Source organism: Streptomyces sp. NBC_00669 (genome assembly GCF_036226785.1).
Lineage (GTDB): Bacteria > Actinomycetota > Actinomycetes > Streptomycetales > Streptomycetaceae > Actinacidiphila.
In genome coordinates, this window is record NZ_CP109018.1 from 7,719,902 (window position 1) to 7,743,043 (window position 23,142).

Annotated in this window: 21 protein-coding genes; 7 read left to right on the forward strand and 14 right to left on the reverse strand. The window is 72.3% G+C overall.

Features of this window, described 5'->3' with window-relative positions; translation table 11 throughout:
* Window positions 1–8: 8 nt before the first annotated feature.
* The 3 genes from OG896_RS32615 to OG896_RS32625 form a co-directional block, all read right to left on the reverse strand.
* Window positions 9–902, reverse strand: a complete 894-nt coding sequence (locus OG896_RS32615) for a carbohydrate ABC transporter permease (protein ID WP_328462139.1) — start codon at window positions 900–902, stop codon at window positions 9–11.
* Window positions 903–991: 89 nt separating this feature from the next.
* Entirely contained in the window at window positions 992–1,930 is a 939-nt protein-coding gene (locus OG896_RS32620) for a carbohydrate ABC transporter permease (RefSeq protein WP_402451786.1), read from the reverse strand.
* Window positions 1,927–3,309: an extracellular solute-binding protein gene (locus tag OG896_RS32625; protein ID WP_329371105.1), complete on the reverse strand. Its 1,383-nt coding sequence runs from the start codon at window positions 3,307–3,309 to the stop codon at window positions 1,927–1,929. Before OG896_RS32625 ends, OG896_RS32620 begins: the two co-directional genes overlap by 4 nt.
* Window positions 3,310–3,822: 513 nt before the next feature.
* Here OG896_RS32625 and OG896_RS32630 point away from each other — a divergent pair.
* Together OG896_RS32630 and OG896_RS32635 are read left to right on the forward strand one after the other, a co-directional pair.
* Window positions 3,823–5,064, forward strand: coding sequence for an ROK family transcriptional regulator (locus tag OG896_RS32630; protein WP_329371107.1), 1,242 nt, complete (start codon window positions 3,823–3,825; stop codon window positions 5,062–5,064).
* Window positions 5,064–5,429, forward strand: a complete 366-nt coding sequence (locus OG896_RS32635; protein WP_329371109.1) for a hypothetical protein — start codon at window positions 5,064–5,066, stop codon at window positions 5,427–5,429. The genes OG896_RS32630 and OG896_RS32635 overlap by 1 nt, the downstream gene beginning before the upstream one ends.
* A 42-nt stretch (window positions 5,430–5,471) precedes the next feature.
* On the opposite strand, the gene OG896_RS32640 is transcribed toward OG896_RS32635, so the two are convergent.
* The 3 genes from OG896_RS32640 to OG896_RS32650 all read right to left on the reverse strand — a co-directional run bounded on the left by OG896_RS32640 (window position 5,472) and on the right by OG896_RS32650 (window position 7,806).
* Window positions 5,472–6,113 carry a DinB family protein gene (locus OG896_RS32640; protein WP_329371110.1) on the reverse strand — a complete coding sequence of 214 codons (642 nt, stop codon included), beginning with the start codon at window positions 6,111–6,113 and terminating at the stop codon, window positions 5,472–5,474.
* Between the two features lie 269 nt (window positions 6,114–6,382).
* A complete protein-coding gene (locus tag OG896_RS32645; protein WP_329371112.1) occupies window positions 6,383–6,709 on the reverse strand; it encodes a hypothetical protein in 327 nt (108 codons plus the stop codon).
* 713 nt (window positions 6,710–7,422) lie between these two features.
* Window positions 7,423–7,806, reverse strand: a complete 384-nt coding sequence (locus OG896_RS32650; protein ID WP_329374410.1) for a VOC family protein — start codon at window positions 7,804–7,806, stop codon at window positions 7,423–7,425.
* Between the two features lie 84 nt (window positions 7,807–7,890).
* On the opposite strand from OG896_RS32650, the gene OG896_RS32655 reads away from it, so the two are divergent.
* On the forward strand, window positions 7,891–8,298 hold the full coding sequence (locus OG896_RS32655) for a pyridoxamine 5'-phosphate oxidase family protein (protein ID WP_329371114.1): 408 nt from the start codon (window positions 7,891–7,893) through the stop codon (window positions 8,296–8,298).
* A 213-nt stretch (window positions 8,299–8,511) separates the two neighbouring features.
* Here OG896_RS32655 and OG896_RS32660 read toward each other — a convergent pair whose 3' ends face one another.
* Window positions 8,512–9,069 carry a GNAT family N-acetyltransferase gene (locus OG896_RS32660; protein ID WP_329371116.1) on the reverse strand — a complete coding sequence of 186 codons (558 nt, stop codon included), beginning with the start codon at window positions 9,067–9,069 and terminating at the stop codon, window positions 8,512–8,514.
* 166 nt (window positions 9,070–9,235) lie between these two features.
* On the opposite strand from OG896_RS32660, the gene OG896_RS32665 reads away from it, so the two are divergent.
* From OG896_RS32665 to OG896_RS32675, 3 genes are all read left to right on the forward strand, one after another.
* Entirely contained in the window at window positions 9,236–10,141 is a 906-nt protein-coding gene (locus OG896_RS32665) for an aminoglycoside phosphotransferase family protein (RefSeq protein ID WP_329371118.1), read from the forward strand.
* A 695-nt stretch (window positions 10,142–10,836) separates the two neighbouring features.
* On the forward strand, window positions 10,837–12,312 hold the full coding sequence (locus OG896_RS32670) for a glycoside hydrolase family 76 protein (protein WP_329371119.1): 1,476 nt from the start codon (window positions 10,837–10,839) through the stop codon (window positions 12,310–12,312).
* A 64-nt stretch (window positions 12,313–12,376) separates the two neighbouring features.
* A complete protein-coding gene (locus OG896_RS32675) occupies window positions 12,377–13,525 on the forward strand; it encodes a ricin-type beta-trefoil lectin domain protein (RefSeq protein WP_329371120.1) in 1,149 nt (382 codons plus the stop codon).
* Window positions 13,526–13,684: 159 nt separating this feature from the next.
* Here OG896_RS32675 and OG896_RS32680 read toward each other — a convergent pair whose 3' ends face one another.
* From OG896_RS32680 to OG896_RS32695, 4 genes are all read right to left on the reverse strand, one after another.
* Window positions 13,685–14,560 (reverse strand): geranyl diphosphate 2-C-methyltransferase, encoded by an 876-nt coding sequence (locus OG896_RS32680; RefSeq protein ID WP_329371122.1) that lies wholly within the window; start codon window positions 14,558–14,560, stop codon window positions 13,685–13,687.
* 55 nt (window positions 14,561–14,615) lie between these two features.
* A complete protein-coding gene (locus tag OG896_RS32685) occupies window positions 14,616–15,677 on the reverse strand; it encodes a family 2 encapsulin nanocompartment cargo protein terpene cyclase (protein WP_329371124.1) in 1,062 nt (353 codons plus the stop codon).
* 29 nt (window positions 15,678–15,706) lie between these two features.
* Window positions 15,707–17,149 carry a family 2B encapsulin nanocompartment shell protein gene (locus OG896_RS32690; protein WP_329371126.1) on the reverse strand — a complete coding sequence of 481 codons (1,443 nt, stop codon included), beginning with the start codon at window positions 17,147–17,149 and terminating at the stop codon, window positions 15,707–15,709.
* Window positions 17,150–17,638: 489 nt separating this feature from the next.
* Window positions 17,639–18,571 (reverse strand): LysR family transcriptional regulator, encoded by a 933-nt coding sequence (locus OG896_RS32695; protein WP_329371128.1) that lies wholly within the window; start codon window positions 18,569–18,571, stop codon window positions 17,639–17,641.
* A 70-nt stretch (window positions 18,572–18,641) separates the two neighbouring features.
* On the opposite strand from OG896_RS32695, the gene OG896_RS32700 reads away from it, so the two are divergent.
* On the forward strand, window positions 18,642–19,529 hold the full coding sequence (locus tag OG896_RS32700; protein WP_329371130.1) for an SDR family NAD(P)-dependent oxidoreductase: 888 nt from the start codon (window positions 18,642–18,644) through the stop codon (window positions 19,527–19,529).
* Window positions 19,530–19,634: 105 nt separating this feature from the next.
* On the opposite strand, the gene OG896_RS32705 is transcribed toward OG896_RS32700, so the two are convergent.
* The 3 genes from OG896_RS32705 to OG896_RS32715 form a co-directional block, all read right to left on the reverse strand.
* Entirely contained in the window at window positions 19,635–20,810 is a 1,176-nt protein-coding gene (locus OG896_RS32705; RefSeq protein WP_329371132.1) for a GDSL-type esterase/lipase family protein, read from the reverse strand.
* Window positions 20,811–20,913: 103 nt separating this feature from the next.
* Window positions 20,914–21,507 (reverse strand): TetR/AcrR family transcriptional regulator, encoded by a 594-nt coding sequence (locus OG896_RS32710; protein ID WP_329371134.1) that lies wholly within the window; start codon window positions 21,505–21,507, stop codon window positions 20,914–20,916.
* Window positions 21,508–21,844: 337 nt separating this feature from the next.
* Complete coding sequence (locus tag OG896_RS32715) at window positions 21,845–22,954, reverse strand: GNAT family N-acetyltransferase (protein ID WP_329371136.1); 1,110 nt, start codon at window positions 22,952–22,954, stop codon at window positions 21,845–21,847.
* Window positions 22,955–23,142: the final 188 nt, after the last annotated feature.

The window sequence follows — 23,142 nt, forward strand, 5'->3', positions numbered from 1 at the left end:
GGCGCGGGTCAGCCCTTGAGCGCGCCGCCCAGCGCGAAGCCGCCGCCCAGCCGGCGGGCGAGCACCAGGTAGAGCATCACGACGGGAATCGAGTACAGGATCGAGAACGCGGACAACTGCCCGTACTGCGTGTAGTCGTGGGCGCTGAGGAAGTTGAAGACGCTCACCGAGGCGGGCAGCTTCTCCGGTGTCAGCAGCAGGATGAAGGGGACGAAGAAGTTCCCCCACATGCTGATGAAGGTGAAGATCGTCACCACGATCACGCCCGGCCACATCAGCGGCAGCACGATCCGCCACAGCACCTGCATGGAGTTGGCGCCGTCGATCCTGGCCGCCTCCTCCAGCACCACCGGCACGCCGTCCATGAAGTTCTTCATCAGCCAGATCCCGAACGGCAGCGCGGACGCGGCCAGGAAGAGCGTGGTGGCCGGCATCGAGTCGATCAGGTTGACCTGCACGAACATGCTGTAGACCGGGATCATCACCGCGGTGATCGGCAACCCGGTGCTGAACAGGATGGTGTAGAGGAACGGCCGGCGCAGCCGCGAGCGGAACCTGGACAGCGGGTAGGCGGCCAGGATCGAGCACACCACGCAGACCAGGGTGCCGCCGCCGCACAGCAGCAGGCCGTTGAGCATCGGGCGGAACGTCGTGTCGTAGGTGAGCACATGGCGGAAGTTGGCGGTGGTCGGCGACGGCACCGACAGCTTGAACGACGCGTGCGCGTTGAAGGACGCCAGCACCATCCACAGCAGCGGCACCAGGTACAGCACGGAGAACAGCAGCAGGACGACGTTGATCGTGCCCCGGCTGGCCCGCGCCCGGTTCCGCCGGGAGCGCCCGGGACGCGTACGGTCCGCGGCCGGCGCCGCCGCGATCGGCGGACTGTCGGTGACGGCCATCAGTTCTCCTTTTTCATCGGTCGGGCTTCCTCCTCGTCCCCTTCGCGGACGACCTCCTTCGTCGGCCGGCCACTGCGGGGCCTCGCTCGTCACCCCTCCTCGACTTTCAGCATCCGGATGTACACCGCCGAGAACAGCGCCCCCACCACCAGCAGCACCAGCGCGATCGCGGTGCCGTAGCCGATCAGGCTGTTCTGGAACGCCTGCTGGTACATGAAGATCGGCAGCGTCTCGGTCTTGTTGCCGGGACCGCCGCGGGTCATCGTGTAGATCAGGCCGAAGACCGACAGCGTCTGAAGCGTGATCAGCATCAGGTTGGTCAGGATCGAACGCCGGATCACGGGCAGCGTCACCCGCCACAGCCGCTGCCACGGGTTCGCGCCGTCCACCTCCGCGGCCTCCACCAGCTCGCGCGGCACATCACCGAGCGCCGCGGAGAAGACCAGCATCGAGAACGCGGTGCCGCGCCACACGTTGGCGAGGCACACCGCCAGGATCGGCAGCGTGTAGAGCCAGTTCTGCTGCGGCAGGTGCAGGAAGTGCAGGATCGCGTTGAGCGAGCCCTGCTGGAAGAAGAACGCGTACATCAGGTAGCCGGCCACCACCTCCGGCAGCACCCAGGCGGAGATCACCACGGCGCTGGTGAAGGACCGCACCGGCTTGGACGCCTTCTCCATCAGCACGGCCAGGGCCAGCCCCAGGGTGTTCTGCCCGATCACCGCCGAGCCGACCACGAAGATCAGGGTCAGCTCGACCGCGTTGGTGAAGTCGGGGTCGCCGAAGGCGCGGGAGAAGTTGTGCAGTCCGGTGAAGTGGGTGCCCGACGCGCCGGTGAGCTGCATGTCGGTGAAGGCGTAGTAGACGCAGTACCCGATCGGTCCGGCGAGGAACACCGCCAGCAGCACGACGGACGGCAGTACCGGCAGGCCGCGCAGCAGCCCGGCGACCGGGGCGGGCAGGGGCGTGCGGTCGGCCTTGCCGCCGCCGGCTCCCCTGCGGCCGGCGGCGGGGGCGGTGGAGGAGGTCACTGGGCGCCCTGGACGGTGTTGCTCGCGCCGACCGCGGACTTGACATCGTTGTCGAACGTACTTGCGGCCTTGTCGACGGACGCTTGACCGGTCGTCACCGACTCCATCGCCTTCTGGATGGCGCTGGAGACCTGCGTGTACGCGGGCACGCCGGGCCGGTAGTAGGTGTCGGCGACCAGCGAGCTGAGGAACTCGTTGGTGGGCAGCGCCTTGAGGTACTTCGGGTCGGCGGCGACGTCCTGGCGGACCGGGATGGTGGCGTTGACGTTGTTCCACTGCGCCGAGGCCGACTCGGTCTCCAGCGACTGGAGGAACTTCCAGGCGAGATCGGTGTTCTTCGCCTTGGCCGGGATCGACCAGGCCCAGCCGCCGGACATGCTGACCTTGCCCTTGCCCTGCCCGTTCTGGGTGGGCATCGCGGTCTCGGCCATCGTGGTCTCCCACTGCGGCCACGGCTTCGGGCCGGTGCGAATCCAGTTGTTGGGCATCCAGGAGCCGTCGATGTCGATGGCGAGCTTGCCCTGCGGGATCATCTCGGTGCCGACCTGGGCGCCGATGTTGACGCCGAGCGCCGTCTGCACCTTCGGGCCGAGGTTCTCGCTGTAGACGGTGTGCAGGAAGTTCAGCGAGTCCTTGAAGCCGGAGCTGCCCACCACCCACTTCTGCTGCGCCGCGTCGTAGAGGGAGTTGCCGCCGGCCGGCGTGCCGTACAGCAGCATCTCGAAGCCCTGCATGGAGGACTGCTCGCCGCCGGCGGTGCCGGTGTAGAGGTTCATCGGGGTGACGCCGGGCACCTTGGCCTTGATGGTGCGGGCCGCGGCGAGCACGTCGGCCCACGTCTTGGGCTGCCACGGCAGCGCTATCCCGGCCTGCTTGAGGAGCGTCTTGTTGTACCAGATGCCGCGGGTGTCGGTGTTGTCCGGGACGCCGTAGGTCTTGCCGTCCTTGGCGTACTTCATCGCGGCCTTGGACGCCGCCGCGTACTGGCTCCAGTCCTTCCACGTCGCCAGGTAGCTGTCCAGCGGCTTCAGATAGCCGCTGGCCACATCGGAGTTGATGGTGGCGGTGTCCTCGTAGACCAGGTCGGGCGCGGTCACGGGGGAGCGCATCATCAGCTGGATCTTGGTGTAGTAGTCGTTCTCGCTCGCGGTGACGGGCACGAGTTTGACCGTGGTGCCGGGGTTCGCCTTCTCGAACGCCTTGACCTGCCCGGCCAGGAAGTTCGGCTGCACCGTGTTGCTGCTGTTCAGCTGCTTCTGGTAAACGACCTTGATCGTTTTGCCCGAACTGCCGGAACCGGAACCGCAGCCTGACGCGGTCGCGGCCAGCACTGCGGTGACAACGGCGATGCCGGTGGCAACGGTGAGTCTCGTGCGCACGCTCAACCTCCGGAGGAGTGCCCGAACGGGGCCCGCGACCGGTGTTGGCGGGCGCGGGACGGGTGCGGGTCGCGGGTGTGACACGGAGCGCCCCGGATGAGAAACCCCATGACAGACAGGGCGGACGGCGCCCTGGTTGTCGGCGAAGCTAAATCCAATGGATGGAGTAAGTCAACGCTTCTGACATGTAAACTTCCCGCCGTCGGGGGGTGCGGAAGCGGACGCGGGGCGCGCGGAACGGCGTGGCGACGGGCGTGTTCGCGGGCTTGCGGGCGGTGTGTGCGCGGCAGGACGGGGGAGTGCGGCGGGCGAAGCGGAATGGGGATGCGGCGCCGTCGGCGGAGCGAGGGCCCGGGTCCGGGGCGGGCCTTGGGCGCGGGGCGCGCCTTGGGCACGAGGCGCGCCTTGGGCCCGGGGCGCGCCTTGGGCCCGGGGCGCGCCTTGGGCACGGGGCGGGGCGGGGCTTGGGCACGGGGCGGGAGGCGTGACGCGGCGAGGAGAGGACGTGACACGGTGACGCAGGGTGGAACCAACCTGCCCCGGGTGGGGGGCTACAACCAGGCCGTGATCCTGGACGCGATCAGGACCGCGGGGCAGGTCAGCCGGGTCGAACTGGCGCCGCTGACCGGGCTGACCAGCCAGACCGTCTCCAACGTGGTGCGCCGGCTGCTGGCGGCCGGCCTGATCACGGAGTCCGGGCACGCCCCTTCCAGCGGCGGCAAACGCCGTACCCTGCTCTCGCCGCGCGCCGACGGGGCGTTCGCGGTCGGGGTGCAACTCGATCCGGACGCCGCGGTGATCGTCGTGGTCGACCTGGCCGGTGAGGTGCTGGCCTCCCGCCGGGTCAAGCTCGTCCACCCGGGCGAGCCGGCCGACGTGGTGGCCCGGGTGGCCGCCGCCGCGCAGCGGCTCACCGCCAGGACCCGGGTGGACCCGGCCCGGCTGCTGGGCACCGGCATCGCCACGCCCGGCCCGATCGACGGCACCGCCGGGGACGTGGTGCTCCCGCCGAACTTCCCCGGGTGGGGCCGGGTGCCGCTGCTGAAGATGTTCGGCGCCGCCACCGGGATGCCGGTGGCGATGGACAACGACGCGACCGCCGCGGCCATAGGCGAACGCTGGATCGGCGGCCGGGCCCGGGCCGGCAGCTTCCTCTTCGTCTACCTCGGCACCGGCATCGGCGCCGGCATCGTGCTCAACAACACCGTGCTGCACGGGGATTCGAGCAACGCGGGGGAGTTCGGGCACATGGCCGTCGAACCCGGCCACCGGGTCTGCCACTGCGGCGGCACCAACTGCCTCGGCCCGTACGTGAGTCCGTCCGCGGTGCTGGCCGATCTGCGGGAGCGGCACGGCCGTTCGGTCGCCGAGCGGCTCGGGCTCGCCCTCGCCGACGCGTCCGTGCACGCGGACTGGAAGCTGCTGTGCCGGGCCGCCCGCCGCGGTGATCCCGCGGCCTGCGACGTCATCCGGATCGCCGCCGCCCGTATCGGCCAGGCCGCCCGGGGCGCGGTCGCCCTCCTCGACGTGGACCGGGTGGTGCTGGGCGGGGAGGCGCTGCGCGGGATCGAGGCGATCATGTGCGAGGAGGTCGAAGCCGCCGTCAACACGACCTCGGTGGCCCGGGCGATCCGCCGCGTCGCCGTCGAGCGCAGCGTGATCGGCGAGGCGGTGGGGGCGGTGGGCGCGGCGTCCCTGGTGCTGCACGGCACGTACGCGCCGGGCTGGCGGATGCTGACGCAGCCGTCACCGTAGTGGCTTGCCGGGCGGGGGTGCCGGGCCGGGCGGAGGCGCTCGGCGCCCGGCTGGAGGTGGCCCTGATCGACGAGAGCGGGGGCGGCGGTGCGGGTGCGGGTGCGCGTGTCGGCGGGGGCGGGGGTGCGGGGGCGCCGGTGCCGGCGGAGTTCGCGGACCGGTTGCTGCGCTCGCCGCGGGCGCGGAAGGTGACGCAACGGCTCGCCGCGAAGCACCGGTTGGACGTCGCGCTCGTACGGGAGCGGCTGCGCGGCGCCCTCGTCGCGCTGGGCCCGGTGCTCGGCGGCGAACCCGGAGAGCGGGACCTGGATCGCCTCCTGGACCTGCTCCTGCTCTGCGGGACGGACCTCGGGGACGCGGACTGAGCCGCGGGTGGCCCGTGTCGGGGCCCCCGATCCCCAACGGCCTTACGCCACAGGGCCGGTGGGGGACGTGGGGGAGGGGGCCTGTGCGGCTTCGGCCTGGGCGGCGGCCTGGACCGCGGCCTGTTCCAGGCGGTTTCGGTGGCGTTCCCACCAAGCAGGCTCGTTCTGGGGCACGTCGAGGTTGTTCGCGGCCATTCCCACGCTGCCGTCCAGGAGTTCGCGGAGGATGTCGGCGTGGCCGGCGTGCCGGTGGGTGTCGGAGATCACGCGGACCACGGCATGGTGCAGCGTGATCTCGCCACGGCCCGCCGGCCACCACGGGACCGTGCCGACCGTGTCCAGCGGCAGCGCCTCGATCGTCGCGTCGGCGTGCGCCCACGCCCGGCGGTAGTTGTCCACGATGAGCGCGCGTGACTCCTCGGCGGTGGCCCACATGTCGTCCGTGGGCTCGGCGGTCTCGTCCATCCAGGGCGCGAGCGTGCCGGACGGCCGCCCGAAGGTGTCACCGAGGTAGCCCGACTCCGCGGCGGTCACGTGTTTGACCAGGCCCAGGAGATTGGTGCCCGTCGGCGTCAACGGGCGGCGGGCGTCGTACTCGGACAGGCCCTCGATCTTCCACAACAGGGCGTCCCGGGCGGACTGGAGGTAGAGGTGGAGTTCGGGTTTGGCATCCGTCGCGGTCATCGGGCCAGTCTGCCGTTCACGTGCGCGCCGGGCATTCCCTTTCCGGGGGCACCAGCAAGGAGAGCTCGGTCGGGGGCTTGCTCCCCGGCGGCGCGGCGACAAGTGCCCCCCGTTAGGAGCCGGCCCCGCAGGGCCCGCACCTGGGCACCGGCGCCGAGGGAAGCCCCCCGACCGAAACGCCGTCCGGACGCCGACAAGCACGACCAGGAGGCGCTCCCGCGAGCGCAACGGCTCTGCGTCCGCGGAGATTTCAGCGCACACGGCTCAGCTCAGCAGCGGTACATCGCGACGACGTAGTCCGTGGTGGAGCCGATGAAGTGCTGCCCCGGGCCGAGGTTGGGATTCTGCGGGTGCCAGGTGACCCCGCCGTCGTCCGACCGGAGCTGCGCGGAGCAGTAGCCCGGGCCCAGGTACCAGCCGGCCGCGTTGGCCCATCCGAACACACCATTCGTGTACGAATCCGCCGGCAGGACGGCGTCGTAGGAGCCCTGGGTGTAGACACCGTCCTGGATGTGCATGACACCGAGGCCGAGGAGGCTGTCGTTGCCGATGTAGTTCGTCCCGGCGGCAGCGGCGGCTTTTGCTGCGGCGACCATCTCCGGAGACACGGTAATGGTGGGCGGGGCGTGTGACGCTGCCGCACCGTGATCGGCGGCACCGGCCGGCGTCGTCCCCACGGCGACCCCCACGAGAGCGATGACACCCACCGCGGCTGCCACCTGTGACCTTCTGTTCATCGCGCTCCCTTCACGGTGACCCGCCCCGCGGATCACCGGAGTCGATCCGGTGTGAGGCGAAGCTAGCTTCACGAGTCCTGGACTCGTCCTAGGTTTGTCCTAGCCTCGATCCTTCATGAGCCCTCGTCGGGCCGCTGACGTGGCTCCGTGCTTGCGGGGTGCGGAACTTCGTGGGTGGGGGCAGGTTGGCGAGCCGGCGACCTCTGTGTTTGGGCGCGAACCAGGGGAGCCGGTTGCCGTCGATGGCGGTGAAGCGCAACGGGGCGTCGGGGTACGGGCGTACTGCGACGGAGCATCAGCCGGGCGGTTGAGCCGCGGAGCGCGTCAAGCCTCGCGGCGGGGACGAGCCGACCGGGGGGGGCCCCCTCGCCTGATCCCCGGACTCCGTTGCCCATTCCATTGCATGGCTCGTCCACCCCGATGGATGCCGTTCCGGGCGATGGGCAGCAGCGCGGGGAATCCGTACCGAGCTCGGCTGAGCCCTCCGCGGAACTCGCCGGCAGCGTCCCGAACGAGGAGCCCACGACCGGCTGCCGCCGTACGCAACCGGCGGGCGGGACGGCGGGGCAGCGTCAGGAACCCGTCGCGGCTCGGTCGGACTCGCTGCGCAGGACGCAGAACTCGTTGCCATCGGGATCGGCGAGGACGGCCCATCCCGAGCCGTCGGGGTTGCGGTGGTCGGCGACAAAGGTGGCACCGAGGCCCAGCAACCGTTCCACCTCCTGATCGCGTGAGGTCTCGGGGCGCAGACACAGATGGAGCCGGTTCTTGACCGCCTTCGGCTCCGGCACCTGGTTGAAGTGCAGCACCGGGCCCTCCGCCAGCAGCACCTGGGTCTCCGGGTCGCCCGGCCGGTCCTCCGGATTCAGCGGCCGCCCGGTCACCTTGCTCCAGAACCGCGCCAGCTCGTACGCATCCGCACAGTCGATCGCCACGTTCTGCACCACCGAGACCATGCGTGACATCCTCCCATCCGCCTAGGACATTGGTCCGAGCCCGCGCCCGATGCCGTCCCCCCGGCCGGCTGGTCCAATGGGCCGATGCACGCTCACCCACCGACCGACCCCGGCCCGGCCGTCCGCGAGCGCCTGGACCAGGAACGCAACGTCTGGCTCTGCACCGTACGGCCGGACGGCTCCTCGCACGTCACGCCCGTCTGGTTCGTCTACGAGGCCGAACGGTGGTGGATCGGCACGGACGGCTTCTCCGTCAAGGTCAGGAACATCCGGCACGAGCCGCGCGTCTCCCTCGCCCTGGAGGACGGCCGCGTCCCGGTCGTCGCCGAGGGCACCGCCCGGCTGATCTCCACCCCGTTCCCACCCGGCATCGTCGCCGCGTTCCAGCAGAAGTACGCCTGGGACGTCGCCGCCCCCACCCGCCCTGCCGGCACCCGCCTCCTCCTCGAAGTCCCCGTCCACCGCTGGCTGTTGGCGGGCACGGCGCAGTGAGCGCGGAATCCGGGGCGGAACGCCCCCGCGTGGCATCGCTGTTCGCCCGCTGGCCCCGCCCCGGTGAGGGGGCGGGAACGGAGAGCAGAGGGCTTTCGAGCCGGTCACGTACTGCGCGGTGTGCCGCAAGTGCGGTGCGGAGGAGAGGTGTCGGGGAGTCCAGGCGCTGGTGGACGGCCGTCCGCGGCCGGCCGTGGTTGACCGGTGCGTCGGTCAGGCCCTGGCTGTACGGCCCGGCGAGTCCGGCTTCCAGTCCTGGACGAGAAGACCGAGCAGCACCTCGTCCAGGAACTCGCCCATCACCCAGGCCGAGGCGCGCAGCACTCCTTCGCGGACGAAGCCGTTGCGCTCGGCGGAGCGCAGCATCGCTGTGTTGTCCGACAGCGTCTCGATCTGTAGCCGGTGCAGGCCACGCACGATGAAGCCGTAGTGGCACAGCGTCGCGACCACATCGACGCCGTAGCCCTTGCCGCGCGATGACGGCAGCAGCCCGACGCCGATGTGCGCGGAGCGGTGGTGGGTGTCGATGCCCCACAGCGCCGCGGCGCCGACCAAGGTGCCGCCGCCCAACTCCACGACGGAGAACGGGACGCTTCCCTGGTCCGTGTCGTCCACCACGAGCCGCGGGTCCTTCGAGCCGGGCGTGATCGGCCGCCACGGCCCGCTTTCCGCCCGCGAGGAGTTGACCACGTCGTCGTAGAGCTCAGCCCGCAGGATCGGGATGTCGTCGTCGTGCCGGGCTCTGAGCCCGACTTTTTCGCCCCGTAGCATGCACGCTTCCTATCCGACCGGGCCCGGCGACGGCAATCCAATAAGCCACCCGCGCCACCGCTACCCTCAACGCCGCTACCCCCGGGGTTCGTACGCACCAGGGTGGTCGGGCGGCCGGGCCGGCGCCCGGCGGTCGCGGACCGGGACCCGGCTATCGTTGGCCCGCATGACCCACGCCGACACGGAGATCACCGCGGAGCTGGTCCGGGAGCTGCTCCGCGACCAGCACCCCGACTTGGCCCATCACCCGGTGCGGCTCGGCGCGCGCGGTTGGGACAACCAGCTGTGGCGGCTCGGTGACGACCTCGCCGTACGGCTGCCGTGGGCGACGGACTCGGCGGACGAGTTGCTGCGCAAGGAGTACACCTGGCTGCCTTCGCTCGCCGAGGGCCTTCCGCTGCGGGTGCCCGTTCCGCAGCGCCTCGGTGAGCCCTCCGCGCGGTTTCCGCGGCCCTGGATCGTCACCACTTGGGTGCCGGGCGAGCCCGCCGACCGCGCTCCCGCCACGCGCGGGGAGGAGGCGGCCGACGCTCTGGCCGCCTTCCTGACGGCCCTGCACCGTCCGGCGCCCGAGGGCGCGCCCAGCGGACGGGGCCGCGGGGGAGCGCTGGCCGACAGCACGGAGGGCTTCGTGCGAGGGCTCGCCGCTGCCGTCGAGGAGGGACTGATCTCCGACCCGGACAAGGTCCGCGCGGTCTGGGACGACGCAGCCGCCGCGCCCGAGTGGGACGGTCCGCCGCTCTGGCTCCACGGCGACCTGCATCCGGCCAACATCCTTACCACGGACGGCACTTTCTCCGGCGTGATCGACTTCGGGGACCTCTTCGCGGGCGACCCGGCCGTCGACCTCGCAGCGGCGTGGATTCTGCTGCCGGACGGCGCCGCCGACCGCTTCCACGCCGCCTACCGGCCGGCCCCGGACGCCGCGACCTTGCGACGCGCCCGCGGTTGGGCGGTGGGCCGCGCCCTCGCCTGCCTCTCCATCGGCAACGCCGGCGTGCACGGCCGCCCCGGCGGCAAGCCCACCTGGGGCCCACCCGGACACGCCTCGCTCCGGCGCCTCACCGCATAGCCGAACCGTTTCCCCGCTGCCCCGCTGCCCCGCTGCCCCGTTTTCCGAAGCCCACGGGCCCCAAGTCCGAAGCCGAAGCCGGAGGCTGGAAGCCGGAAGCCGGAAGCCGGAAGCCGGAACCGGAAGCGGGGTCGGCTCCCGACCTCGCCCCGGGCGTACCTCGCGCCGCGAAGAGACATCCGACGTCTGCGGAGCAAGCCACGCCCGTCCGTATGTGTGCGGTCGTGGTGGATCGTGGTGCGGTGCGACGGACAACGGGAGTTCGGCACCCGGCGGTTCGCGCCCGCCCGCGCGCCGCCCGCCCGCCGAGCCCCTGCCACGCAAAGAGGGCACCGGCTCGCCCCCGGTCGCCCCACCCCCCGTGCGGTCGGCCCCGACCTGGGAAAAGTGCGCCCGATGAGACAGATGTGCCGAAGGAGGTCGCACGGGGCCGGAGGGACCCGGGTGGACCCGCGCACGTCCACCCGGGCCCCCTCCAGCGGCTCCCGGCCGGCCGGCGCCCCCCCCCTTGGCGCCCCCGCCCACCCCCGCCCCACCCCCGGCCGAACGGCACCCCACCTCCGAGTGATCCGACCATCCGCGCAGGTTATTGACGCGCCCTCACCCGCTGGCTAGCTTCCGACGAGAGCGCTCTCCCCCCAGCGCCCCCCAAGTGGCGTGCCCCGTGCGCCAGGCCAAACGCTCAGGAGCCCCCCATGCGTGCAATGAGACCACTGCGCATCGCCGCCCTCGCGGCCGCCCTGACAACGATGTCAACCGTCGTGGCGCAAGGCGCGGCGCCACCTGCGGAGGCGGCGTCATCGGCGCCCTCGGTGAGCGCCGCCAGCACGATCTGCAACGCGTACTGCGACGCCCGCGACCCGGCGCTGAGCACGACGGACCGGCAGCCGGTGAGCACGTCGGTCAACTCGCGTTCGATCGTGTTGCACTTCGACGACACGGACGCGATGGCGTGGGCGTCGATCGACAACGGCGGTGCGGGCGACGAGGTGTGGCTGGACCGTTCGATGGACGGCGGCCGGACCTGGAGCGACGGCAGCAAGCTCGGCGACACCTCGGTGCCGTCCGGGTCGGGCGGCTGGCGCACCCTGATGTACAACGTCGACGACTGGAACAACGAGGGTGTCGGCGCGGTGCGGGCCTGCGGCCAGGCGTCCGGTTCGAGTGGCATCGCGTGCACCTCGTGGGCGCGCACCACCTGGAACGCGTGGTCCCGGGGCACCGCCGCGGCGACCGCGCTGATGATGTCGTACGACCGCGGCAGCAAGCTGTTCGGCGGCAACGGCTGGTGGACCAGCGCCAACGCGCTCACCGCGATCATCGACGACGCCCGGATCAGCGGCATGCCGAGCTACAAGTACGCGATCAGCGAGACGTACGACGCGAACATCAACGCGCAGGACGGCAACTTCACCAACAGCTATCTGGACGACACCGGTTGGTGGGGCCTGGCCTGGGTCGACGCGTACGACGCGACCGGTGACAGCCGCTACCTGAACACCGCGCGGGCCGACGCGGACCACATGTCCGACAACTGGAACGACACGTGTGGCGGCGGGGTGCGCTGGAACACGGACGGCGAGTACAAGAACGCGATCACCAACGAGCTGTACCTGTATCTGAACGCCGCGCTGCACAACCGGATTTCGGGTGACACCACCTACCTCGGCCGGGCGAACACCGAGTGGTCGTGGTTCCAGAACAGCGGCATGATCAACGGCGACCACATGATCAACGACGGCCTGAACGACTCGTGCGTCAACAACGGCCAGACCACCTGGACGTACAACCAGGGCGTGGTGCTGGGCGGGTTGACCGAGCTGTACAAGGCGACCGGTGACTCGGGGCTGCTGGACACCGCACGCACCCTCGCCGACGCGTCGACCGTCAAGCTCCAGTCCGGCGGAGTGCTGCGCGAGCCCGGCGAGGGTGACAGCTGCACCGGCGACGGCCCGAGCTTCAAGGGCGCGTACGTGCGCGGGCTCGGCAAGCTGAACACCCAGCTGTCCGACCACCCTTACGCGGCGGACCTCACCGCGTGGGCGAACTCCGCGTACGCCAACGACCGCAACTCCCTCGACCAGTACGGCCCGCACTGGGCCGGTGGCGCCGGCAGCAGCGACTACGGCTGCCAGCAGAGCGTGCTCGATCTGCTCAACGCGGCCGGCTGACCGGGCCGTTCGACCTTCGCACGCCCTGTTCCCCCCACTTCTCGTGAAGGAGCGTGGCACCACGATGAGACGACCTCCCTTACTGTTCGCGCTGGCGCTCGCCGCCGCGTTGGGTATCGGCGCGGGCACCGCGCTGCCGGCCGCCGCGGTCGGCGGCCAGCACCGGACCGCACCGGCCGCGCACGCGTCCGCCGCCGACGCGTCGAGCCTGCGGGTGATGCCGCTGGGTGACTCGATCACCTGGGGCGTCGGCAGCAGTACCGGCGACAGCTACCGGGCCGACCTGGGCGGCGAACTGTCCGCCGACGGGCACGCGTTGGACTTCGTCGGCTCGGGCCGCAACGGCACGATGGCCGACCCGGACAACGAAGGCCACTCCGGCTGGCGGATCGACCAGATCGCCGGGCTCGCGGACAGCGTGCTCGACCGCTACCGGCCCAACGTCATCACCCTGGAGATCGGCACCAACGACCTCAACCAGAACTACGAAGTGGCCACCGCCACCGACCGGTTGCACGCGCTGATCGACCAGATCACCGCGGACGCGCCGTACGCGACGGTGCTGGTCGGCTCGCTGATCGTGTCCACCAATCCGGTGGAGGAGCCCAACCGGCCGGCGTTCAACGCGGCCGTGCCCGGCATCGTGCAGGCCGAGCAGGCGGCGGGCAAGCACGTCGGGTTCGTCGACATGAGCGCCCTGACCGCCGCCGACCTGTCCGACCAGCTCCACCCCAACGACGGCGGCTACCAGAAGATGGCCGACGCCTTCCACGCCGGAGTCCAGGCCGCCGACGCCGCCGGCTGGATCACGCCCCCGGTGCCGGCCGGTGGCCCGGTGCAGTCCGGCATCGCGGGCAAGTGCCTGGACGACAACGGCGACAGCGGTACGAACGGCACCGCCGTGCAACTGTGGTCGTGCAACGGCAGCGACGCGCAATGGTGGCAGTTGCGGACGGATGGCAGCCTGCGGGCGGTGGGCAAGTGCCTCGACGCCGACGCCGGCGGCACCGCCGACGGCACGAAGGTGCAGATCTGGGACTGCAACGGAGGCGCCAACCAGGTCTGGCAGCCGTACGACGGCGGCTACCGCAACCCGGCGTCGGGCCGCTGCCTGGACGACCCGAGCTCCTCCACGGCCGACGGCACCCAGCTCCAACTGTGGGACTGCAACGGCACCGGCGCGCAGAAGTGGACCACGCTCAGCGCGATCTGACGCACCGTCACTTACGGGTGAGCGGCGGACGCGGAACGACGACGGCGGCGCGCGCCGACCACGGGGCACCCTCCCGTGGCCGGCACGCGCCGCTCGACGTGTGCGCGGGCCCTGACCGGCCTAACCGGCCTGACCGGGCTGACCGGCCTGACGGGTCGCTCAGACCCGGTCGGCCACGATCAGCAGATACTGGAAGCTGCCGTTCTTGTAGGCCGTCAGAAACGGTTCTTCAACGCCGGTGACCAGGTGGTCGGCCTCCTTGCGCAGCTCCCAGTACGGGATGGCCGTCGCGGTGAGGTCCTCCACGTGGACCGGGACGAGCCGGTTGGCCGCCATCGCCCGGAAGTACGCCGAGCGCGGGTGGATGTCGCAGATGTAGTGGGCGTTGATGAGGGACACCTCGCGGGACGCCTGCCCGTAGGTGTCGTTGTAGCAGCCGGTGATGGTGACGTAGCGTCCGCCGCGGCGCAGCAGCCGGGCGTGCTCGGCGAAGAGCAGTTCCAACTCGACGTACATCGTGGACTCGTTGTTCCAGGAGGCCGCGTAGCCGCCGGTCTGGAAACCGGTGTCGAGCATGTTGCGGTGGTGGTAGCGGACCTTGCCGTCGATGCCCCGGGCGCGGGCCTGCGCGTTGGCGAACTCGGCCTGCTTGGTGGAGAGCGTCACGCCGTCGGCGGAGCAGCCGTAGCGCAGGTGCGCCACGACGCTGCCGCCACCGCGCCCGCAACCGGCGTCGAAGACCCGGTCGGTGGGGGAGAGCGGCCCGAGGTGGGTGGCGAGCAGTTCGGCCTGGGCGTGCTCCAGCCGGTGCAGTTCCGCGGTGATCCGCTCCCGGCGCACGCCGGGGTCGGTCTCGTCGAGCACCGACCAGTCGGCGTCACCGACGCCGTAGTGGTGGTGGTAGAGGTTGTCGATCTTTCCGAGTTCGAGGTTGACCGGGTTCTCCTCGGCGTTCCAGTAGTCCGCGACGCGGGTCTGGTACGAGGACTGGGCCGGCACCGGTGCTGTGGTGGTGCCGCGGTGGGTCGTGGTCAACGCTGACTCCTTTGGTACAGGGTGCTGTTGGTGGTGCGGGTGAAGCGAACTGCGCCTACCAGTAGTTCGGCAGGTGGTAACGGTGGGTGTTGGTGGCGTGCCACTCGTGGTTGCCGGCCACCCAGTCCGACAGCCCGCGGGCGTAGCGGCCGACGACGGGTGAGGTCGCCGACAGTGCGGCGGCCTCCTCCTCGAAGGACGCCATGATCTGGTTGTGGATCTCGACGCTGCGCAGATAGGCGGCCTTCAGCCCGCACCGCTCGTTGGCGGCCACGACCTGCGGCAGGTTGAGATGGTGCGGATCGGTCTCCAACTCCTTGGTGAACGAGTAGAGGTCGTTGACGATGGTCGTCGCGTTGCAGGCGAGCGCGGTGATCCGCTGGATCTCCGGGCGGGAGTAGACCGGTTCGGGCAGTTCGTAGCCGTCGACCGCGTCCACGATCGACAGACAGGGGCGGAAGTTGTTGAACTGGCGCATCACCAGGTACTCCCACACCTTGGGCACGAACCGGGTCTCCGCCCAGGCGGCTTCGGCGAGGTAGCCCAGGTGCAGGCGGGCGATGTCGTGGACGAAGCGGGTGGTCTGGCTGGGCGTGGCGAAGCCGGCGTAGTCCTTCATCGCCCAGTGGTACGAGCGCAGCGGCCCGTCGGCCTGCATGCCCTGCCGCCAGTCCGCCTCGGCCTCCGGCGTGCCGTGGAAGGGGTCGATCGCCGACTGGGCCATGACCAGCGGGCCGCCGAGTCCGCGGTGCGACCCGCCGCGGTCCTCCTCTTCCTCGCAGTAGCAGTCGTCCACGAGGTTCTCGGCGAGCAGGAGTTGCCCCGCGACGGTCAGGCGGTCCAGATCCGCCGCGCCGGGGTGCTGGAGTACGACGGCCCGGCCGAACTGGAATCCGGCGAAGTCGCCGCTCCAGGCGGTGGGGAACAGGTCGAGTTCGCGCGCCCACGCCTCGAGACGGCGGTCGACCTCCTTGACCTTCTCCGGGTCGGCGGGCGTGGCCGGCTGGTACCTGAGGCCGGGGATCGCCCCGGTGGGGCGGGCGGACGCGGGACGCGGGAAGCTCGGCGGCCCGGGCAGCAGCGGGCGCGCGGGGGCGGCGTCGGGGGGAGTGGCCATCGCGGACTCCGCTCGGTCGCTCGGCGCGGTCACTCGACCCGGCCGAGCTGGACGTTCTCCAGGATGCCGACCGCGTCGGGCACCAGGATCGCCATCGAGTAGTAGGCGGTGACGAGGTAGCTGATGATCGCGGCGTTGTTGACGCCCATGAAGCGGACGTTCAGGCCGGGTTGGTACTCCTCGGGGATGCCGGTCGCGTGCAGGCCGACGACGCCCTGGTCGGCCTCGCCGGTGCGCAGCGCGATGATGCTGCTGGAGTGCTGCGGGCTGATCGGGATCTTGCCGCACGGGAAGATCGGGACGCCGCGCCAGGCGGGGACCTCGTGGCCGTCGACATTGGCGGTGCCGGGGACCAGACCGCGCTTGTTGCACTGCCGGAAGAACGCGGCGATCGCCTTCGGGTGGGCGATGAACAGCCGGGTCTTGCGGCGCATGGCGAGCAGGTCGTCGAGGTCGTCGGGGGTCGGCGGGCCCGAGTGGGTGCTGATCCGCTGGCCGTAGTCGGCGTTGTGCAGCAGGCCGAACTCGCGGTTGTTGACCAGCTCCCACTCCTGGCGCTCGCGGATCTCCTCGATGGTGAGCCGGAGTTGCTGCTGGGTCTGGTCCATCGGGTCGTTGTAGAGGTCGGCGACCCGGCTGTGCACCTTCAGGACGGTCTGGGTGAGCGACAACTCGTATTCGCGCGGCGCGAGTTCGTAGTCGACGAAGCCGCCGGCGATGGACGGCTCACCGGAGTGGCCGGCCTGCAGCGGGATGTCGGCCTCGCCGCGGCGGTTCGTGGGCAGCCGCTGCTGCTCGGCGTACGCCGCCAGGTGCGCGGCCAGCGACGGCTCGCGGGCGATCAGCTCGCGCGCGGTCTGCCAGGGCAGGACCAGCAGCACGCCCGCGGTGTCGGCGCGCACCGAGGTCGTCCACCGCGGGTCGGTCCGGCCGATGGCCTCGTCGCCCAGCTGGTCGCCGTCGGTGACGACCCCGACGATCCCCTCCTCGCCGTACATGCCGGCGGTGTAGCGGGTGAGCCGGCCGTGGACGACCAGATAGGTGTCCGTCACCGGCTGCCCGGCCTCGAACAGCACCTCGCCGGGGCGTACTTCCTTGACCTGGAAGCGGGCGGCGAGCTCCGCGAGCACGCCGCCGGTGTCGGTGTAGCCGTGCAGCGGGGGCAGCTCGGTGAGGGTCTCGGGGATGACCCGGACGTCGTCGGCGCCGTTCTGCTCGAACTCCACCCGGCCTCGGCCGACGCGGAGTTGGCGGCGCCGGTTGACCCGGTAGGTGCCGCCCTTGATGTCCAACCAGGGCAGCATCCTGATCAGCCAGCGCGAGCTGATGCCCTGCATCTGCGGTTCGGACTTGGTGGTGGTCGCGAGTTGGCGCGCCGCCTGGGTGCTGAGACTGGTGAGCTGTGCGCCGCTCGCTGGTTCGGCGGCGGGGTCGTCGGTGGTGGCGCCGGTGGTGCGTACCGATTCGGGCACGTTTTCTCCCGGAAGATGAGCTGGACAAGCAGCGTGAGGAGAGGTGAGAAGGGGCGAACGGGACTGGTGGACAAGGGCGTTGGCGGACGCTGACGGTCTGTCGGACGTTGGCGGGCGCTGTGGGCAATGCGGGTGAATTCCGCGCAGGGATCAGCCAAGCAGCCCCGGCCCGAGCCGCGGTATAGCGCGCGGGGGGCGCCTTCGCGCCCCCGGTGGTGTAAACCTCCGTGGTGAGGCGGGGCGTGGGAGTGCGCTCGCGCGCGTGCTGCCCGCGCACCCCGCGCTCCGGCGCGCGGCGGCACCCACCCGGCGCGCGAGCCACCCCCGCACGCCGGGGAGAGAGGGCCACGGCCCGCACGCGTCGCCGTAGGCCCACGAGAGCGGTGCCTGCCGCCGCACGGACGCTGACCCGTCGCGACGCGACGCGACGCGACTCGACGGGACGCGACCCGACCGGGCCGGGGCCGGGCCCTCTGACCTGACCCTCCGTCAGGAAAGCGGCGCGGCCGCGGTGGTGGCGAGTGCCTCGGCGCGCAGCGCGGCGGCGACGCGGATGACGGACTGCTCCGGCGGGAGGGGGAGGCGGGCCAGCAGCAGCCGGCGCTGTTCCTGGGGGCCGCCGCGGACGGGCAGGACACGCACCCCGGGCGGCGCGACGGGCGCGAGGGTGGCCGGCACCGTGGTCAGCCCGCAGCCGGCGGCGACGAGGTGGAGCTTGGCGAGCCAGTCGCGGGCGGTGAGGGCGATCTCGGGCCGCTCGTCCAGGCCCGGCCAGACGCCCATCAGCCGTTCCTCCCCCGAGGAGGGACTGGCGATCCAGCGCTGTCCGCGCAGGTCGGCGACGTCGACGTACTCGCCGCGGGCCAGCGGGTGGGCGGCCGGCACCGCGAGGTACAGGGGGCGTTCGGTCAGGGTCTGAAGGGCGAGCGGGGGCGACTCGGTGTCCGGTGCGCGAAACGGCGGCCCGGAGGCGAGCAGGGCCAGGTCGATGCTGCCGGCGCGCAGGGCCCGGGCCAGTGCGGGGGTGCTGCCCTCGCGCCCGACGACGTTCAGGTCGGGGTCGGTGCGGCGCAGCTCGGCCAGGGCGCGGGCAACCAGCACGGCGCCGGCGCTGGGCATCCATCCCAGGCGTACCGTCCCGCCCTGCGCCGGCAGGCCGGACAGCTCACGCGCGGTGGCCTCGATCTCGTCGAGTACGGTCGTGGCGCGGCGCATGACGATGCGCCCGGCGTCGGTGAGCCGGACGCCGTCGCGGCGCCGCTCCAGCAGTTCCGCGCCCGCGGCCCGCTCGATCGCGGCGATCTGCCGGGAGACCGCGGACTGGGTGTACCCGAGCGACGCGGCGGCCGCGGTGAAGGTGCCCTGCTCGGCCACCGCGCGGAAGACCCGCAGCGCGGTGAGCGACACTTCGGTGAAGTCCATGACGTCTACGCATACCACCAGTGCAGAACTGTCGTTGGACTCATGGATGCGGGGTTCCTAGCGTGGAGGCGTGAACACTTCGCGCATCGCCCTCGTCACGGGCGCCAACCAAGGGCTCGGCCGGGCCCTCGTCGAGGGGCTCGCGGCCCGCATGGACCAGGACGACCTGGTCCTGCTCACCGGCCGCAACCGGCAGCGGGTGACGGACGCGGCACAGGAGGTCGCGCAGGCGCCCTCGACCCGGGCACGCGTCGAGGGCGAGGTCCTGGACGTCACGGACGCCGCCGCCGTCTCCCGCCTCGCCGAGGACCTGCGGGCCCGCCACGGCGGGGTCGACATCGTCGTCTCCAACGCGGTCGCCCGCCTGCTGCCCGGCGAGTCGCAGGCTGAGCGGGCCGACGAGTTCATCGACGTGTCCAACTCCGCCACCCACGCGGTCCTGCGCGCCTTCGGCCCCGTCCTGCGCCCCGGCGGCCGGCTGCTCGTCGTGGCCAGCAGCCTGGGCACCCTCGGCCACCTCACTCCGCGGCTGCACCGCCTCTTCGACGGCGCGTCCCTGGACCAGGTCGAGTACGCCGTCGAGTCCTGGCGCAGCGCCGTCCACCACAGGACGGCCACGGAGGACGGCTGGCCGCTGTGGCTGAACGTGCCCTCGAAGGTGGCCCAGGTCGCCGCCGTGCGCGCGGTCGCCGCCGACCGCCGCGACCGCGACCTGGCCGACGGCACCCTGGTCGCCGCCGTCTGCCCCGGCATGGTCGACACCCCCACCTCGCGCCCGTGGTTCGGCGACTTCAGCCAGGCCCAGTCGCCCGCGCAGGCCGCCGAAGCAGTGCTCGACCTGATCCTCGCCGACCGCGTCGACCCCGCCCTCTATGGCGAACTGGTCCGCTTCGGCAAGGCGCTGGACTGGCACGCGGGCACGCCGCCGACGGAGCAGGACCGCCTGCTCACGCCCTGACCGCACCGCGGCCATGTCGTGCCGCACAGCTGAGGAGCCCCCGCTGACAGCACCGCCCGCACGAGTGGTGCGGGTGCGTTCCGGCCCGCCGGACCGGATCTCCGCTCACGCGGGTCCGGCGTGGAACGCTCCGCCCGGGCCGAACACCAGCCGGGCGAAGTTGTCGCCGATCCGCTGGTGGGCCTCGGGGGAGGGATGCACCTCGTCGGGCAGCGGCAACTCCGCGTAGTCCGCCGCTCCGTAGAGCTCGCGACCGTCGAGGTAGTGCAGATGGGGGTCGTCGGCGGCGCGCTGCTCGACGATCCGGGCGAGTTCGTCGCGGATGACGTTGAGCGTGAGGCGCCCGGCGGCGCGTTCGGCCGGGTCGCCGGTCGCCTTGAACCGGAAGACCCCGTCGCCGAAGTCGGGCGCGAGCGGACCGGGGGTGTCCTCCTGCACGGGGCACAGGATGGACGACACCACCAGCAGCGGCGTGTCCGGGTGCCCCTCGCGGATGGTGTCGAGGAACCCGTGCACGGCGGGGCCGAACGCGCGCAGCCGCATCAGGTCGGCGTTCACGATGTTGATGCCGAGCTTGACGCTGATCAGGTCCGCGGGGATGTCCCGCATCGCGCGCGCGGTGAAGGGGTCGAGCAGCGCGCTGCCGCTGAACCCGAGGTTGACCAGGTCGACTTCGCCCCGGGACGCGGCCAGCGCCGGCCAGATCCCCGTCGGATGGGCGGCGTTCGAGCCGTGGCTGATCGAACTGCCGTGGTGCAGCCACACCTTGCGCCCGCTCTCCGGCGCCGGTTCGACCGGCGCGTCGGTGCGCAGCGCGACCAGCTCGGTGCCTTCGGTGTGCGGCAGCCAGATCTCGACGTCCTTGTCGTACGGCGGCAGGTCCGCGAAGTGGGCGGTGCCGGCGGGCCCTTCGCGCACCTCGGCGGCCTGGGTGGCCATGTCGATCATGCGGAGCCGCCCGCCGGGCACGGTGGCCTGGCCGGCGAGGACCCCGTCGACCAGCAGGTCGTACACGCCGTCCGGGGGGAGCGGCGCGCCGACGTACGCCCGCTTGGTGGGCAGCGCGTCCAGTTCGACGGTGGTCGCCCGGGTGCGGAAGACCAGCCGCACCCCGGACGGCTGCGCCTCGGCCATGGCCAGTTGGTCGTCGGGGAACTGGCGGCGCGCGGAGGCGGGCAGCCGGTGCGGGAGCAGGCCGTGCGGCGTGCGCTCCACCTCGACGGCGCCGCGCAGCATGCCGGCGGTGAGGGGGGTGGTGGTCCAGTCGTGCTCGGTGTTCATGGTCCTTGCCTGTCGATCACGGTTCCGGTGGCGGTCCCGGTGGCGGTTGCGGTCGTGGTCGTGGTCCCGGTCCCGGTGGCGGTCGTGCGCACGGGGGTGACGCTCACGGGGACGACGGTCGCGGGTGGGCGGGGAAGGTCCGGTTGCGCAGCAGGGCGTCGAGGGAGTCCACCATCCAGTCCCAGGATTCCCGGGGATCGACGGCGGTGTGGCTGAAGCCCCCGCTCATCTCCAGGCTGATGTAGCCGTGGAAGACGCTGCCCAGCATCCGGACCGCGTGGGTCTGGTCCGGCTCGGTCAGGTCGTACCCGCGCAGGAGCGCCCGCGTCATCTGGGCGTGCCGGACGCCCGCGCTGGAGGCCGCGGTCTGCGGGTCGAGCCGGAGCCGGGCGGCGTCGTACCGGCCCGGGTGTTCCCGGGCGTAGTCGCGGTACGCGTCGGCGAACGCGGCCAGTGCGTCCTTGCCCGCGCGGCCCGCCAGCGCGGCGGCGACCCGGTCCGCGAGTTCCGCGAGAGCGAGCAGCGCGATCCTGGTCTTGAGGTCCTGCGAACTCTTCACGTGCGAGTACAGGCTCGCGACCTTGACGTCGAACCGCCGGGCGAGTGCCGAGACGGTCACCTGGTCGAAGCCGACCTCGTCGGCCAGCTCCGCACCCGCCCGGGTCAGCCGCTCAGCCGTCAACCCTGCGCGCACCATAAGCTTCCTCCCGTTTTCCGATACCCATCATGCGCATACCTAAGACCTTTAGGCAAACACCTGAGTCTTGCAGGCGGCAGGGGGCGGGCGAGGCGGTCAGTGCGCGGGTGTCCACGGTCGGCGGGCGGGCGCAGGCCCGGGCGCAGGCCCGGGCGGGGGGAGGGGCCGCGGGCCGGGAGCACGAGCAGGGTGTGCGGTGAGCCGGCCCGGGGCGAAGAGCGGGGCGGCGGGCGGCTCGGCGGTTCGCCGGTCCCGGCGGGAGAGCGCGAGGCGCCGGGCGCGCCACCCGTTGAAGGCAGCGGGAGAGCGCGCGGGGCACCCCGCCCCGGTCACGGCACTAGAAGGAGTCGCCGTACCAGTGGAAGGCGCCTGGCGCGGTGACGGTCGCGAGGACCTCGGCCGCGGGGGCGAGCACCGGGCGGGCCATCCCGTAGTGGGTGGCCTCGGGAACGGACTCGGCGAGGAGGTGGGGGAGCGCGCCGACGACGGCGGGCTCGGCGGGCAGCCGTACGGTCGCGGACGTCGCGCCCGCCGCGCGCGCCCGGACCGCGGCGGCCGACAGCAGGGCGCCGGCCGCGTCCTCCTCCCGGCCGGGGGCGAGGGCGATCTCCGCGAGCTCGACCTGATCGGGGGCGGGGCGGCGGAGCACGGCGAAGCCGAGCGGGCGGCCGGACGGCGCGAAGGGAGCGGCGAGGGAGGGGAGTCGGCCGGCCCGGCCGAGTTGGCCGGCCCGGTCGAGTCGGCCGGGTTCGCCGGGTTCGCCGGGTCCACCGGGTCCACCGGGTCCACCGGGGAAGAGGGGCGCCCCGGGCTCCGGGTTCCTGCCGCTTCCCCCATGTCCGCTGTCCTCCGCGACCAGGATCTGCGCCGGGGCCGCGTACCAGACGGGCACCCGGTGCTCCCAGTCGTCCGCGCCGCGCACCGTGGTCAGCGGGCGGACCGCGTCGAAGCCGTCCCGCAGCGCTCGCAGGGCCGGCAGGTCGGCGCGGGTCGAGGGGCGTACGGCGGCGGCGCCGGGGTGCGGCGCGCGGTCGGTGACCGGGCCCGACCAGCCGGGGGCGGCGAAGGACCGCCACCCCGCGCCCTCGTAGACCCGCGGGGTGGCGGTGAACAGCAGCGACCAGGCGCACCCGTCGGCCGTCATGGCGGCCACCGCCGCCGCGAGCAGGTGCCGGACGTGGCCTTGGCCGCGCGCGTCGGGGTGGGTGGCGACGCTGCCGAGGCAGCCGACGCGCTGCGGGCGGCCGGTGGCCGAGCGGATCGGCCGCGGCAGGTAGTGGAGCACCGAGACCAGCCGCCCGCCGTCGTCCTCGGCGACGAACGTGCGGCTGTGGCGGCCCGGGTCGCGGCCCCACAGCGCGACGACCGTCGCCGCGTCGGGGAAGGCCGCCGCCCACAGGGCGTGCAGCGCCGGCTCGTCCGCCGGCGCGGCGGTGCGATAGCGCATGGCGACGGCCTTCCCTCTCCTACGGTCACGGTCACGGTCGCAGGGCCCCGCGGCCCTGCGGCTCCTACGGTCTTGCGGTTCCTCTCGGACTCGCGGTCCTTACGGTGAAGCGTGGCGGTGGGCGCACGACGCACGACCGGCTCAGCGAGGCCCAACCGGCCGCGCACACCGCCTCGTTCGCGCGGCGC

Excerpts from the sequence above, each read along its gene's own strand:
- OG896_RS32645 (WP_329371112.1), bottom strand. The coding sequence starts at position 6,709 with ATGGTCGCCGCAGCAAAAGCCGCCGCTGCCGCCGGGACGAACTACATC.
- OG896_RS32705 (WP_329371132.1), bottom strand. The coding sequence starts at position 20,810 with ATGAACACCGAGCACGACTGGACCACCACCCCCCTCACCGCCGGCATG.
- OG896_RS32655 (WP_329371114.1), top strand. The coding sequence starts at position 7,891 with ATGCACGCTCACCCACCGACCGACCCCGGCCCGGCCGTCCGCGAGCGC.
- OG896_RS32685 (WP_329371124.1), bottom strand. The coding sequence starts at position 15,677 with ATGGCCACTCCCCCCGACGCCGCCCCCGCGCGCCCGCTGCTGCCCGGG.
- OG896_RS32675 (WP_329371120.1), top strand. The coding sequence starts at position 12,377 with ATGAGACGACCTCCCTTACTGTTCGCGCTGGCGCTCGCCGCCGCGTTG.
- OG896_RS32665 (WP_329371118.1), top strand. The coding sequence starts at position 9,236 with ATGACCCACGCCGACACGGAGATCACCGCGGAGCTGGTCCGGGAGCTG.
- OG896_RS32715 (WP_329371136.1), bottom strand. The coding sequence starts at position 22,954 with ATGCGCTATCGCACCGCCGCGCCGGCGGACGAGCCGGCGCTGCACGCC.
- OG896_RS32660 (WP_329371116.1), bottom strand. The coding sequence starts at position 9,069 with ATGCTACGGGGCGAAAAAGTCGGGCTCAGAGCCCGGCACGACGACGAC.
- OG896_RS32650 (WP_329374410.1), bottom strand. The coding sequence starts at position 7,806 with ATGGTCTCGGTGGTGCAGAACGTGGCGATCGACTGTGCGGATGCGTAC.
- OG896_RS32640 (WP_329371110.1), bottom strand. The coding sequence starts at position 6,113 with ATGACCGCGACGGATGCCAAACCCGAACTCCACCTCTACCTCCAGTCC.
- OG896_RS32695 (WP_329371128.1), bottom strand. The coding sequence starts at position 18,571 with ATGGACTTCACCGAAGTGTCGCTCACCGCGCTGCGGGTCTTCCGCGCG.
- OG896_RS32670 (WP_329371119.1), top strand. The coding sequence starts at position 10,837 with ATGCGTGCAATGAGACCACTGCGCATCGCCGCCCTCGCGGCCGCCCTG.
- OG896_RS32615 (WP_328462139.1), bottom strand. The coding sequence starts at position 902 with ATGGCCGTCACCGACAGTCCGCCGATCGCGGCGGCGCCGGCCGCGGAC.
- OG896_RS32710 (WP_329371134.1), bottom strand. The coding sequence starts at position 21,507 with ATGGTGCGCGCAGGGTTGACGGCTGAGCGGCTGACCCGGGCGGGTGCG.